We start from the raw sequence: 16003 nt of genomic DNA, 5'->3' as shown, positions 1-16003 counted from the left end.
AGGGCTTTTTTTTGGGCATCTGTCAGATTAATTTTCATGGGCGCGATCCTGCGCTGATATGAATGAAAAATCAAGCATCTTCAATTACGACGGGTATAGATACATAATTAATCTATTAATGAAAACATTCAGCAAAGATCAGTGAAATTTAAAACAATAGAAATATTTTATTAACAGTTATTCCTATTATTCATAGACACCAAATAAATTATATTATTTATCAAATAATATTACCCATATAGTTCACTCATGTAATTATATTGTGTTATTATTAACACCGTCATTAGTTTTTATCACAATTATATTTATTAATATTGCCATGCTATAAATCACGCTTGCAGTTTCATCAGAAAAAAACAACCATAATGGATTGAGTAGAAAGATATATGAATTTTCATATTAATTATAACCTTCGACAATGGCTTGTTTTTTATGACTCTAATAGCTTATTTATATCGTCAATCTTGGGTATTACTGCTAGTATCGACAATAAGCGCATTAATTAGTGGGTTTGCCGGTGCTTCGATAGTTGGGATGATCAGTCAAGGAGTAACAGAAAAGATTAACCTAACCTCATTCCTTTGGAGCTTTTTTGGTATCTGTTTTATTTTTTTTATTACTAAAACTGTATCAGAAATTACATTATCTCATTTAGCTCAATCCACGATTTTTTCATTACGCCTGAGTTTAAGTAATAAAATTTTGCGTGCACCATTAAAAAAGCTGCATAAACTTGGACGACATGGCTTACTGGCAGTTTTAACCAAAGACGTCGATGTTTTCGTACATTCCTTTATGTTGGCACCGTCTGTTTTTGGTAACATCACCCTAATCATAGCCTGTTTTGGTTATTTAGCCTGGATGTCTTGGCAACTGTTTCTCATTCTGGCTGTATTCAGTCTTGTCGGAATGTATCTGTTTTATTGGTGGGAAAAACATCCATTAAAATTAATGACACAAATGCGTGATCAAGTGGATAAGATATACCTTAATTTCCAAAGTCTGATTGATGGCAGCAAAGAGCTGCAACTCAATAAACAAAAAGGCAACCTTTTTATCGATAAAGTGATTGCTCCGGCAGCTAAAGTCTTCCAAGATATCTGTATTAAAGCAAATACCAGCTATGCCTGGGTCATTAACGCCAGTGCTGTTACATTCTATGTCATGATTGGCTTAATCGTCTTTGTTATTCCAATTTGGATCCCTCAAGAACCATCAACTCTAGTTACTGTATCACTACTTGTTCTCTTCTTATCAGGCCCGATTAGTGAGGTTATCGGCGCAATTCCAGAACTGAGGGCAGCGGAAGTCTCATTGAATAAAATGCGTCGCCTTGACAGCCAGCTGGAAGAAGCACTGTCCGTACAGATTGAAGGCCCTAGCCCATTCAACAATCAACAACCAATAGAGATTGAACTGAAAGATGTTATTCACCATTACACAACCGATAAAGAAGATCGCCAATTCGCACTCGGCCCATTGAGTTTGAAAATATCGCAAGGTGAAATTGTGTTTATTGTCGGTGGCAACGGTAGTGGAAAAACAACGCTTGCCATGTTGCTTGTTGGCCTGTTTGAACAAGAATCCGGCTCTATTTCATTAAATGGTGTACAAGTAACGCCTTCTAATAATGAGCATTATCGTCAACATTTTGGCGCTGTTTTTTCTGATTACCATCTATTTGAGCAATTACTAAACAGCGATATGAATGTCACCGAAAAAGCAACGCATTATATTGAAGCATTAAACATGGCGCACAAAGTTAAAATTGTTGATGGTGGATTCTCCACAACAAATCTTTCTGCGGGTCAACGGAAACGGCTGGCTTTAGTATCAGCTTATTTAGAAGACCGTCCTATTTATCTATTTGATGAGTGGGCAGCCGACCAAGATCCGGTGTTTAAACGCTTATTCTATACTGAGCTACTGCCTGAATTAAAATCTGGTGGTAAAACTGTCATAATTATCAGCCATGATGATGCTTATTTTGATATTGCCGACCGTATTATCAAATTAGAGGATGGCCATATTAAAGAAATAAGCAATAAAAATCATTACACTCAATAAATTTCAAATTTTAACGTAAGATTAAAAATGAAGGATATAGTCGATTAAAATATAATCGCAAACAATGAAGTTGAAATAAAATGATATAGAATGAAATAAAGCTCATAGCAAAGAGCCTATTTTACTAGGCTCTTATTTCACTTTATACACCCAATAGATTTTGAGTGACGACGTGAACATAAAATCACCATTAACAATAAGTTTTAACACATAATACCTATAATAAAATTAGACACATTATAAAAACATTATTAGCAATGTGTAATAAAAAAATTTAATGTAAGATTATCTAATATCGCAAGGAACATAATTTAATTTATAAATGAAATGGAATTAAGCATACATGAAAAATAAGACTGTTCTTTTTTATTAGAATGGTCAGCTATTTTCATGTCGCTTGTTATGGATACATAACTATTTATGCCAAACAGTACTAAAAATAGTACTTTTTTTAACAGGAATAGGATTATCGCCTATTTCTTTGGCCTATTTTTATCAATTTAAACTCAAGTGTGATTTTTTGTTTTATCAGTTCTCATGTTTTTATTTTTAATGTACCCATAAAAAGGGAGCTATAGAATGAATTACCCTGGAAAATTGAAATCATTTCCTTTGTCGGAAGCTCAAAGCAGCCGCTGGTTTCAATATCAAATTGACCCCGACAAACGAGGTCAAAATAATAGTGCATTTTGTGCTCGTATTAAGGGCTTAACAGCTAAGTGTCTAGAAGAAGCTCTCAATAAATTGGTGCAAAGACATCCGATGCTACGAGCAAGTTTTGGACTATATCACGGCGAATTGGGTTATTGCATCACAGACAGTTCTAAAATCACACTCACAGTACATGATGCCCAACATCTTAGCGAAGAAACTCTTAAACAACGTGTTCAGGACGATTGCTGGCACACGTTTGATCTCGCACACCCGCTGCGGGTTTATGCCAGTTGGTATCAGTGTAATCCACAAGAAAGCGTAATGGTGCTGACCTTTGATCATCTGGCCGTTGATGGTTGGTCTTATTGGATACTGCTGGATGAACTTGATGCGCTGCTTTCTGGAAAACCTCTGGAGCCTGCTTCTGAAAATAGTTTCCATGATTATGTGGAATGGCAGCAAAAATGGTTACAAAGTGCCAGCGCAAAAAAACAACAACAATTCTGGCAGAATACATTGTCGGGCAATTTAGCCGTATCACAATGGCCGCCTAAAAACAGCCCCCTCCCCACTGCCGGGAAAATATCCTTAAATAAAATAATTAACAAGTCGCTGTCCCATAAACTGCAAGCGCTGGTACCCAAATATGATAACAGCCTGTTTGCTATCTTTCTGGCCGCCTACCAAATCCTCCTGAGCCGTTATACCGAAGTGGATGACGTCATTATTGGTTCTATCATGCCGGGAAGAGGCCGTGCCCGCTGGGGAAAATTGGTTGGTGAGTTTATTAACCCGGTCGCCTTACGCTGCCAGATAAACGGTGATATGTCGGTACAAGAACATATCACACAAGCAACAAAAACCATCCGTCAGGGTATTGAAAACCAGAAATATCCATTCTCTAAGGTGCTGGAACAACTGAAATTGCAACGCAATGCAGAAGTTCACCCCGTTTTCCAAACGGTCATGATATTCCAAAAAGCCAGATATATTGGCGACCTGACTGCACTCTGGATGGCGGAAAATGACAATGGCACGGTACAGTGGGGAAATGCAGAGTTGCGGCCTTTTCCATATCCTTTCTATGCCGATGTCCCTGTTCCATTAATGATGAATGTCTTAGAGGCCGGTGACCAAATCGGTTATGCCTTTCATTATGACACTGCGATATTTGATGCTGAATTCATTTCCCAGCTTATGCAGAATCTCTTGACTCTGTTGGAAGCCATAGCGGATAACGAACAACTGTCAGTTAATCGTTTGCCATTGATGAATGAGCAGACTCGTCAGCAAGTCATCCATGATTTTAACGACACAGAAAAACCTTTCCCACGACACGCTTTAATTCATCAATTTGTTGAACAACAAGTAGAACGCAGCCCGACTGCAACTGCGCTGCTATATGGTAATACTCAACTCAGTTATATGGAGTTAAATCAGCGAGCTAACCAATTGGCTCACGCCCTTGTTGAAGCGGGCATTCGTCCAGATGATCGCGTTGCCATCTGCACGGAACGTAGTCTGGACATGGTCATTGCCCTACTGGGAATCTTAAAAGCCGGTGCAGCCTATGTGCCACTCGATCCTGAATATCCGACCGATAGGCTCGCCTATGTTTTGTCAGACAGTGAGCCTGTGATCCTGCTGACTCATCTGGGCTTGCAAGAAAAACTGCCCGCGACTGAAATTCCTGTCTGGTTTTTGGATAATCCAACCATTCAGGCAAACATCGCTCACCAAGCCAACGATAACTTAGAAGCCGCTCGTTTGGGGCTAACGTCGCGCCATTTAGCCTATGTTCTCTACACTTCCGGCTCAACGGGCTTACCCAAAGGAGTAATGGTAGAACATATTGGTGTGGTTAACCTGCTGCTCTCAATGCAGGAAATATTACAAGTTACTGCCAGTGATACGATGCTCGCCTCCACAACCATTGGTTTCGATATTGCTGGTCTGGAACTCTATATGCCCTTGTTCAGCGGCAGCCGCATTGTCTTAGCACCATCACTGGCGGCTAAAGATCCTAAGCAATTAGAAGAATTAATTGCATCACATAACATCAAAATTGTACAAGCGACCCCCACTTCCTGGCGAATGCTGCTCGATTCCGGCTGGACAGGCGCGAAAATCAAGGCATTAAGCGGTGGGGAAGCATTGCCTTACGAACTGGCACAGCGTTTAAGAGAAAAAGTCAGTGGTCTGTGGAATCTATACGGGCCGACAGAAACCACTATCTGGTCAACGGCATCCACCGACCTTTTGATCGAGCAAGATAACCATCACACTCAATCTCAAATAACAATTGGCCGTCCGATAGACAATACCCAGATCTATTTGCTTGATAAACATAACCAGCCTGTTCCTATCGGGGTAATCGGTGAAATTCATATCGGCGGTGTCGGAGTGACACGCGGTTACTTGAATTTACCTGAATTGACCGCAGAGCGTTTTATTACCGATCCATTCAGTGCTGATCCTGATGCTCGTCTATATAAAACGGGCGATCTGGGACGTTGGTTACCGGATGGCAACATCGCCTATCTGGGACGCAACGATTTCCAAGTCAAAATTCGCGGATTACGCATTGAATTGGGCGAGATTGAAACCAGCCTGAACCAATGCGCTGGTATTCGCGAAGCTGTGGTGATCGCCCGTGAAAACGGAGTGGGAGATAAACGTCTGGTAGCCTATTTGATCCCGAATAAAGACTGCACGCCAAGCATTTCTCAACTGCGTGAGCAATTAAGCAGAAATCTCGCCGATTACATGATACCGAGCGCATTTGTGATGATGGAGGCCTTTCCTCTCTCTCCAAATGGAAAACTCGATCGCAAGTCTCTGCCAGCGCCCGATCACTCAGCCATGTCAACCCGCGAATATGCGGCTCCAGAAGGCGAAACCGAAGAGCAATTGGCTGCCATCTGGCAAGAACTATTGGGACTGGATCGGATAAGCCGTTATGACAATTTCTTTGAATTGGGTGGTCATTCTCTGTTAGTGCTACAGCTACAGTCGAAAATCAAAAAAACATTTGATGTTGAATTATCCATTCATCAACTGTTTTCCCATCCAATCCTCTGTCAGCTTGAAGAATGCATTATCGACTCTCTATTACTGCAATTCGATTCAGAGTCTCTGCACGATATTTATAAATCAATGAATTAGATTTTACTTTACATTGTTTTGAGTGGTGATAATCAAATGAACAATAACGAGCTTTCATCTCTACCATTAGCTGAACGCAGAAGACTACTTGAGTTAGCCAGATCAGCAAAACTGACCCGCCAGTCTACTCAAAAAACAGAAATCACGATCCAGTCGCGTGATAATGGTGTGCCATTATCCTGGACACAGCAACGCTTATGGTTCCTTGCTCAATTAGATCCTGCCGCACAAACGGCATACCATATGTCCGTGGGATTGAACCTACAAGGCGAACTGAACCTGAATGCCCTTCAAGCGGCACTGGATCGCATTGTGGCACGCCATGAAATTTTGCGTACGACTATCGTGACGGTAGAGGATGAAGCACAGCAAACCATCAGTAATACAGTTTGTGGCTTTCCCCTGATACAAGAAGATTTCAGCCAATTATCTTCAGAGCTGTCAGAACAACAGGCCGCAATCGAAAAAGTGGCCCACCTTGAAGCAAATCACCCCTTTGATTTTGCTAATGGCCCATTGGCACGGGGACGGCTGCTTAAACTGGCAGAAGATCAACATATCCTGCTGTTAACTCAACATCATATTATCTCTGATGGTTGGTCAGTCAGTGTATTTATGCAAGAACTGTCCACGCTTTATCGTGCATTCAGTCAAGGGCAGCCAGATCCTATTCCAGCCCTGACAATTCAGTATGCTGATTATGTTCTCTGGCAAAAAAATTTGTTACAGGGAGAAGTGCTGGAAAAACAGGTTAATTTCTGGCGCAACACTTTGCAAGGCGCTCCCGCGCTTCTGGAATTACCCACTGATCGGCCGCGTCCAGCAAAACAGAGCTATACTGGTGGACGCGTTAATATTGATTTCTCCCCGACATTACAGGCGGGTTTAAAAGATCTCAGCCAACGTCACGGAACCACCCTGTTCATGACCTTATTGACCGGATGGGCTACATTGCTCTCCCGTATCAGTGGTCAGGATGATATTGTGATTGGTACTCCCATCGCCAATCGTCAACAACCTGAATTAGCCCCTTTGATCGGTTTTTTTGCCAATACATTGGCATTACGTGTTCAATTGCATGATAACCCCAGTGTCAGTGAACTGTTGGCACAAGTGAAAAAACAAGCAATCAATGCATTCGCTCACCAAGATATGCCTTTCGAACAACTGGTCGAAACCCTGCAACCTCCTCGCAGCCTGAGCCACAGCCCAATTTTTCAGGTCATGCTGGCAACAAATAATACACCGGGACAACGGCATTTCGAACTGCCGGGATTGGTGTTGGATGAGCGGCCATTAATCAGGGACAGCTCTTACTTTGATCTGACATTAACTCTGGATGAAACTGAAAATGGTTTAGTGGGTGATCTGGAATACGCCAGTGATCTGTTCGACCACACTACGATTGAGCGTATGGTCAGCCACTTAAACACATTGCTGGCGGCGATGGCGGCTGATGATAGCCAACGAGTCGCTGAACTGCCACTGATGACGCCACAACAGAGCAAACAACTGTTGGTGAATTTTAACGATACAGCACTCCCCTACCAGCAAGATAAACTGATCCACCAGCTATTTGAGCAGCAAACACAATCAATGCCTGATGCCATTGCTTTGGTGTATCAGGATACTCAACTGAGTTATGCAGAACTGAACCAGCGGGCCAACCAGCTGGCACACAGCCTGATTGCCTTTGGTATACGCCCGGACGATCGTGTGGCTCTGTGTGTCGGGCGCAGTCTGGATATGATCATTGGCATGTTGGGAATTCTCAAAGCAGGGGCCGGTTACATTCCATTTGATCCGGAATATCCTGCCGAACGGCTGGCTTATCAGTTGTCAGACAGCACCCCAAGATTATTGCTGACCCAACAACATTTACAGGCGACTTTACCGGTGACAGAAGTTCCGGTCTGGTTGTTGGATGATGAAAATCACTTGAATACCGTGGCACAACAGCCGATACATAATCCTGATGCCAGCCAATTAGGTCTTTTGCCACACCATCTGGCCTATATTATCTACACTTCTGGTTCAACCGGACTGCCTAAAGGCGTAATGCTGGAACACCGCAATGTGGTGAATTTTATCCATGCCCAGCATCAAATCAGCCAGCCCCAATCAGGGGATCGCATTCTGCAATTTGCGACCATGGCATTTGATACCTCAGTGTCTGACATTTTCCCGACACTAGCTGCGGGAGCAACTTTGGTCCTGCGCCCTGCACATATCCGCGCACCAGATGCAGAATTCATCGACTTTTTAAACCAGCAAAAGATCACTATCATGGATGTACCTACGGCTTTCTGGCACCAATGGGTACAGGAAATGAAAGCCGATCGTACAGGTTTTAGCCCTTATCTGAATACGATTATTGTTGGCGGAGAGAAAGCGGAATCCCGCCATCTGGTGGATTGGCAGTCTCTGCCGGAAACTCAATTCTGCCGTTGGATCAATACCTATGGCCCGACCGAAACCACTGTCATTGTGACGTCATTGACACTGAATGGTGGGTATTCTTCTAACATCATCAGTAATATTCCGATTGGCAGTCTCAATGCCAATTCCCATATTTATATTCTCGATCCTCTCGGTCATCCTGTTCCCATCGGCGTCAGCGGTGAAATCCATATTGGTGGCGCAGGGGTTGCCCGTGGTTACCTGAACCGACCGGAACTGACGGCAGAACGCTTTGTGTCAGATCCATTCAGCAAGAAGCCCGATGCCCGCATGTATAAAAGTGGTGATTTGGGACGTTGGTTGCCGGATGGCAACATTGAATATTTAGGGCGCAATGATTTTCAGGTCAAGATACGCGGCTTCCGTATTGAACTGGGAGAAATCGAAGCACAACTGGCTGCTTGCGAAGGGGTCAAAGATGTTGTGGTCATTGCCCGTGAAGATACGGCTGGCGACAAACGTCTGGTGGCTTACCTGATACCACAGCCGGACGTTATTCTTACACCTTCTCATCTACGTGAACAATTGAGCGTTCATTTGATGGAGCACATGATTCCCAGTGCATTTGTCATATTGGACGCTTTTCCGCTGACCGGCAGTGGTAAGTTAGATCGCAAAGCCTTGCCTGCACCGGATCGTACTGCAATTGCCAGCCGTGAATATGAAGCACCCCAAGGGGAAACTGAGCAAAAACTGGCGGAAATATGGCAATCCCTGCTGGGTCTGGAGCAAGTGGGACGCCATGACAATTTCTTTGAGCTGGGCGGGCACTCTTTGCTGACCGTACAAATGGCTTCCCGTTTACGCCAAGTATTCAACACCAAGTTGGACTTGCAGGATCTCTTCACTCGTCCAATTTTGTCAGATTTGGCGCAATCACTGGATACAGCCAGACAATCAGTACAACATTCATTACATCAATCAGAGCATCATTCAGAACAACAGCCAATACAGCAACCAATACAACAGGTGATATTGCCCGCCAGCCGACAACAAGCTCTTCCGCTCTCTTGGGCACAACAACGCCTGTGGTTTCTGGCTCAGTTAGATTCTGCTGCTCAGACGGCATATCACATCTCTGGAGGCTTGCGTCTGAAAGGTCAGCTAAACCTGAACGCACTGCAAGCCACTCTGGACAGAATAGTAACCCGCCATGAAATTCTGCGTACAACCATTAAAGTGGTGGATGGTGTAGCCCAGCAAGTTATTGCCGATGCGGATCGTGGTTTCAGTTTAACCATTAAAGATCTCAGCCAGTTAACAGAGACAGAAAAACAGGCTGCCATTGATAAAGCCGCTGAGTTTGAAACTAACCATCCCTTTGATTTTGCACTGGAACCATTAATTCGTGGCCAACTGCTGAAACTGACCAATGATGAATATGTTCTGCTGTTGACCCAGCACCACATGATTTCTGATGGCTGGTCACTGAACGTCTTAATCTATGAGCTGGCAACTCTTTACCGCGCTTTCATTCATGGACAAAACGATCCACTACCTGCGCTGACAGTGCAGTATGCTGACTATGCGCTCTGGCAGCGGCAATGGCTGCAAGGTGAGGTGCTGGAAAAACAGGTCAATTTCTGGCGGGAAGCACTACAAGGTGCCCCTGCTTTGCTGGAACTGCCGACAGACAGACCCCGTCCTGCGGTTCAGAGCTATCGCGGAGATCAGGTAGCATTTACCCTCTCACCTGAATTAAGTGATGGCTTAAAAACATTGAGCCAACGCCACAGCTCCACACTATTCATGACCTTACTGGCTGCTTGGTCAGTCTTGCTTGCCCGCATCAGTGGTCAACAAGATATCGTCATTGGAACGCCTGTCGCTAACCGACAGCACAGCGAACTGGAACCGTTGATCGGCTTTTTCGCCAATACGTTAGCGCTCAGAGTTAAACTGGAGGATAACCCTACAGTTAGCTCGTTATTGACGCAAATAAAAACCCATGCACTGGAAGCCTACGTGCATCAGGATTTGCCATTTGAACAGTTGGTTGAAGCGCTGCAACCACCGCGTAGCCTGAGTCACAGCCCAATATTTCAGGTCATGCTCGCGCTGGATAACACACCAATACAACAATCTCTTGAGTTATCCGATTTAGTGCTGGATGAACTGCCATCAACCCGAAGAAGCACTCATTTCGATCTGTCACTTTCCATGAACGATACCGATAACGGTTTAGCTGGTGAATTGGAATATGCCAGTGATCTGTTTGATCGTGAAAGCATTGAACGGCTTGCAAGCTATCTGCAAACTCTGCTGACAGCAATGGTTGAGGATGATTCTCTGCGAGTGGAAGATTTGCCGCTATTGCAACCACAACAACGTCATCAATTGTTGGTAGATTTCAACGATACGGCACTGGCCTATCCGCAAGAGATGCTGATTCATCAGCTATTCGAGCAACAAGCAGAACAGACACCTGATGCCACCGCGTTAGTGTTTGGCGATAGCCAGCTGAGTTATGCGGAACTGAACCGCCATGCCAATCAGTTGGCCCATCACCTGATCGCTTCCGGCGTATGCCCCGATGACCGCATCGCAATCTGTGCTGAGCGCAGCCCGGATATGATCATTGGTATGTATGGCATCCTGAAAGCGGGTGCCGGCTATATTCCCCTTGATCCGGAATATCCCGCCGAACGGCTGGCCTATCAGCTATCAGACAGCAAGCCGGTGTTATTGCTGACTCAACACCATTTACAATCACACTTGCCAATACAGGACACCCCGGTCTGGCTGCTGGATGATCAAAATAACCGGGATAGCGTGGCAAAACAGCCAGAGCATAATCCGGATGCCAGCCAATTGGGTCTTGAACCGCATCATCTGGCCTATATCATCTATACTTCCGGCTCTACCGGAATGCCTAAGGGCGTGATGCTGGAACACCGCAATGTGGTGAACTTTATCCATGCCCAGCACCAGACCAGCGAGCCTGAATTGGGTGATCGCATCCTGCAATTTGCAACCGTGGCATTTGACACCTCAGTGTCAGATATTTTTCCAACCCTTGCATCCGGCGCCACACTGGTTCTGCGTCCGCCACATGTCAGAATTCCGGATATGACATTTGTCACCTTCTTGCGCGAGCAGAAGATCACCATCATGGATATGCCGACCGCCTTCTGGCATCACTGGGTACAGGAGATGATGGCCGGCCGCAGTGGTTTCAGCCCTTACCTGCACACCATTATTGTGGGTGGCGAGAAAGCAGAATACCGGCATTTAATGAATTGGCTGTCCAGTCCGGAAACCCAATCCTGCCGCTGGATTAACTCCTATGGCCCGACGGAAGCCACCGTGATTGCCACAACACTGAAACTGGACAACAAAAACGCCTTGCACCTCGAAGGCATCATCCCGATTGGTTACCCGCTGCCCAATACCCGAATTTATATTCTGGATACTCACGGTCAGCCCGTTCCTGTCGGGGTCAGTGGCGAGATCCATATTGGTGGCGCAGGCGTTGCCCGTGGGTATCTGGATCGATCTGATTTGACGGCAGAGAAATTTGTTGTTGATCCGTTCAGCGAACACGCAGGCGCCCGTATGTACAAAACCGGTGATCTGGGACGTTGGTTGCCCAATGGCATGATTGAATATCTGGGACGCAACGATTTTCAGGTCAAGATACGCGGTTTCCGCATTGAGCTGGGAGAAATTGAGACACAATTGGCTGCCTGCGAAGGCGTCAGCGACGTCGTGGTGATTGCCCGTGAAGAAGGCCTGGGTGACAAGCGGCTGGTCGCTTACCTCATTCCACAATCAGGCATCACACTGAATCCTGCCCGTCTGCGTGAGCAACTGAGCACCAGCTTGATGGAACACATGTTGCCCAGTGCGTTTGTTATTTTGGATGCTTTCCCGATGTCCGCCAACGGCAAACTGGATCGCAAAGCGCTGCCGGCGCCTGATCATTCAGCCATTGTCAGCCGCGAGTATGAAGCACCACAAGGAGAAACCGAGCAAAAACTGGCGGCAGTCTGGCAATCCCTGCTGGGTCTGGAACAAGTGGGACGTCAGGACAATTTCTTTGAACTGGGTGGGCATTCATTGTTGGTGGTCAATCTGATCGAGGAATTGCGCCAACATAACCTATTCCTTGATGTCAGCACTGTCTTCTCCGCACCAACCTTAGCGGCCATGAGCGCGCGTTTAAATCAGAATACCGCTCAAGGTGTTACCGAACTGATTATTCCGCCGAACCTGATCCACGAAGAAAGCCAGATTATTACGCCAGACATGCTGCCACTGGTGGAGTTGACCCAAAACCAGATCGACCAGATTGTCAACCTCGTACCTGAAGGGGTTGCCAATATTCAGGATATCTATCCTCTGGGGCCATTACAGGCGGGGATCCTGTTCCATCATCTGCTGGAAACAGAAGGTGATATTTATCTGGACAGTCAGCTCATGGCATTTGACAGCCGGACTCGTTTGGATACTTTCCTCCACGTACTTCAACAAGTAATTGACCGGCACGATATCCTGCGCAGTGCTGTGTACTGGCAAGAACTGCCAGAACCTGTCCAGGTCGTTTATCGTCATGCGCCATTGCCGATTATTGAACTCACACTGTCAGCAGAAGAGAATGCAGAAACACAATTGCGTCGTCTCACTGATCCTCGTACGGTACGGATGGAGATCACTAAAGCCCCGCTTCTGGCGGCACATATTGCTCAAGATCCTGAGTCTGGACAATGGCTGCTCTCCTTGCTGCACCATCATTTAGTTTGCGACCACATTTCCTTGGGCATGATCTTCAATGAAATTCAGGCATTGATATTAGGAGAAAACGACAGTCTGCCAACGCCTCTGCCTTACCGTAATTTCATCGCCCAAACCCGCAGCGTGCCGTTGGAAGTTCATCAAACTTATTTCCGCGAACAGCTTGGGGATGTCGAAGAGCCGACCCTGCCCTTTGGGTTACTTGATGTACAAGGCAGCAATTTCAATGAAAGTAATCTCAACGAAAAAGACGTTAATGCAAAAGGTATTAATGAAAAAGATATTAATGAACAAAACATTCACAGAATAGTAGAAAATACTGTCACGCTGGACAGCGAGCTCGCCTACAATCTGCGTAATTGTGCCCGTCAATTGGGCATGAGTTCCGCAGTACTGTTCCATGTTGCATGGGCACAAGTATTGGCGCGATGCAGCGGACGGGATGACGTGGTATTTGGTACGGTTCTTCTGGGACGTTTACAGGGTGGCGTCGGCGCTTCAGAAGTGCTCGGTATGTTTATCAATACCCTGCCTATTCGCGTTCGATTACAGGATCGCACCGTTAAGGAGGCTGTACAGCAAACCCACCAGAAACTCAGTGAATTACTCGATCACGAGCAGGCATCGCTGGCCGTTGCCCAGCGTTGCAGTGGAATTCAGGCACCATTGCCGTTGTTTAACAGTCTGCTGAACTTCCGCCACAGTCCTTATGATGAGTCACAATCTGAATCGCAGGCTTGGGAAGGCATGCAGATACTCAGTGGTGAAGAACGCAGTAACTATCCATTGTCGCTGGATGTGGATGATTTTGACGATGGATTTGCACTCACTGCACAATGCAATCAGCAGATTAATCCGGCACGCATAAATGCCTATATGGACATGGCTTTGAAAGGAATTGTCACTGCCTTGCAACATGCACCGGAACAAAAAATTGAGTTGCTCGATATTCTGTCTCCAGAAGAGCGAACTCAATTACTGGAAACCTTTAACGATACCGCCGTCGAAATTCCGCAGGATCTCTTGATCCATCAATTGCTTGAACAGCAAGTGGAACGAACGCCTGATGCCACCGCGCTGATCTTTGGTGAAAACCAATTGAGTTATGCCGAACTGAACCAACAGGCCAACCAACTGGCTTATCAGTTAATTGCATCCGGCGTGCGTCCTGATGATCGTGTGGCAATTTGCGTTGACCGCAGTCTGGATATGATCATTGGCATGTACGGTATCCTCAAGGCCGGTGCGGGTTATATTCCGCTCGATCCTGAATACCCGACTGAACGTCTGGCTTATCAGCTATCGGACAGCCAACCAGCACTATTGCTGACGCAGAAACACTTACAAGGGCTTTTGCCAACACAGGACATGCCGGTCTGGTTGCTGGATGACGAAATTCACCGCACTAATGTGGCAAAACAGCCCAATCATAACCCTGATTCCAGCCAAATGGGTCTCCAGCCACACCATCTGGCCTATATCATCTACACTTCCGGCTCAACCGGACAACCCAAAGGGGTCATGCTGGAACACCGCAATGTGGTGAACTTTATCCATGCCCAGCACCAGACCAGCGAACCTAAATTGGGTGATCGCATCCTGCAATTTGCAACCGTGGCATTTGACACCTCAGTATCGGATATTTTCCCGACCCTTGCATCGGGTGCCACACTGGTTCTACGCCCGCCTCATGTCAGAGTACCGGACGCGACTTTTGTCACCTTCTTGCGCGAGCAGAAGATTACCATCATGGATATGCCGACCGCCTTCTGGCATCACTGGGTACAGGAGATGATGGCAGGCCGCAGTGGTTTCAGCCCTTACCTGCACACCATCATTGTCGGTGGTGAGAAAGCAGAACATCGCCATTTAATGAGCTGGCTCTCCAGCCCTGACACTCATTCCTGCCGCTGGATCAACTCCTATGGCCCGACTGAGACCACTGTCATTGTCACCACATTGACGATAGATGACAGGCAAGTTCCGTATACCAATGACAACATTCCGATTGGTCGCCCGTTGCCCAATATCCGGATTTATATTCTGGATACCCTTGGTCAGCCTGCCCCTGTTGGTGTCAGTGGTGAAATTCACATCGGTGGTTTGGGCGTCGCACGGGGTTATCTGAACAAGCCAGAGATGACAGTGGAGAAATTTATTTCTGACCCATTCAGCGACCAAACAGGAGCCCGTATGTACAAAACGGGCGATCTGGGACGCTGGCTGCCAGATGGTAATATCGAATATCTGGGACGCAACGATTTTCAGGTCAAGATACGCGGTTTCCGTATTGAGTTGGGAGAAATTGAGGCACAACTGGCAGCCTGTGAGAGCGTCAGGGATGCTGTGGTCATCGCCCGTGAAGAAGAAACCGGTGACAAACGTCTGGTGGCATATGTCATACCGCAATCCGGTTTCACGCCAGATGCCAATAGCCTGCGTGAACAACTGAACACCCATCTGGCCAGCTATATGGTGCCCAGCGCGTTTGTCATGCTGGAATCTTTCCCATTGACCGGAAGTGGCAAATTAGATCGCAAAGCACTACCAGCACCGGATCGATCAGCTATCGCCAGCCGTGAATACGAAGCACCTCAGGGTGAAATCGAACAGCAGATCGCCACTATCCTACAGGGTTTGTTGGGGTTGGAACAAATAGGACGCCATGACAGCTTCTTTGATTTGGGTGGAAACTCCTTATCAATCATCCAGTTAATGGCAAGATTGCGTGATGAATTCCATCTTGAAGTGTCTATCCAAGACATATTTGCCCATCCAGAACTTTCTGAGCTCGCTGAGCTTATCGCGTCAAGACAAATCGAAACCTTTTTCGCACAAGAAGATATCGAATCGCTGCAAAAAGAATTGGAGAACTTGTCTGAAGATGAACTGCGTGCCCTGTTAAATGGAGATAATTAATTAA

Annotated in this window: 3 protein-coding genes; all 3 read left to right on the top strand. The window is 46.0% G+C overall.

Features of this window, described 5'->3' with window-relative positions; translation table 11 throughout:
• The first annotated feature begins 432 nt into the window (after nucleotides 1-432).
• The 3 genes from Xvie_RS26195 to Xvie_RS26185 all read left to right on the top strand — a co-directional run bounded on the left by Xvie_RS26195 (nucleotide 433) and on the right by Xvie_RS26185 (nucleotide 15999).
• The gene (locus Xvie_RS26195) at nucleotides 433-2067 is read left to right on the top strand and encodes a cyclic peptide export ABC transporter (protein ID WP_086108344.1); all 1635 of its coding nucleotides are present in this window, start codon (nucleotides 433-435) and stop codon (nucleotides 2065-2067) included.
• Nucleotides 2068-2646: 579 nt separating this feature from the next.
• Nucleotides 2647-5886, top strand: a complete 3240-nt coding sequence (locus Xvie_RS26190; protein ID WP_086108343.1) for a non-ribosomal peptide synthetase — start codon at nucleotides 2647-2649, stop codon at nucleotides 5884-5886.
• A 36-nt stretch (nucleotides 5887-5922) separates the two neighbouring features.
• Nucleotides 5923-15999, top strand: a complete 10077-nt coding sequence (locus Xvie_RS26185) for a non-ribosomal peptide synthetase (RefSeq protein ID WP_086108342.1) — start codon at nucleotides 5923-5925, stop codon at nucleotides 15997-15999.
• Nucleotides 16000-16003: the final 4 nt, after the last annotated feature.

This window comes from Xenorhabdus vietnamensis, from assembly GCF_002127535.1.
GTDB classification, from domain to species: domain Bacteria; phylum Pseudomonadota; class Gammaproteobacteria; order Enterobacterales; family Enterobacteriaceae; genus Xenorhabdus; species Xenorhabdus vietnamensis.
This window is presented reverse-complemented; position numbering and strand designations above follow the sequence as displayed.

Bases quoted from the DNA above. Each gene is read 5' to 3' on its own strand.
- Xvie_RS26185 (WP_086108342.1), top strand. From the start codon at position 5,923: ATGAACAATAACGAGCTTTCATCTCTACCATTAGCTGAACGCAGAAGA.
- Xvie_RS26190 (WP_086108343.1), top strand. From the start codon at position 2,647: ATGAATTACCCTGGAAAATTGAAATCATTTCCTTTGTCGGAAGCTCAA.
- Xvie_RS26195 (WP_086108344.1), top strand. From the start codon at position 433: ATGACTCTAATAGCTTATTTATATCGTCAATCTTGGGTATTACTGCTA.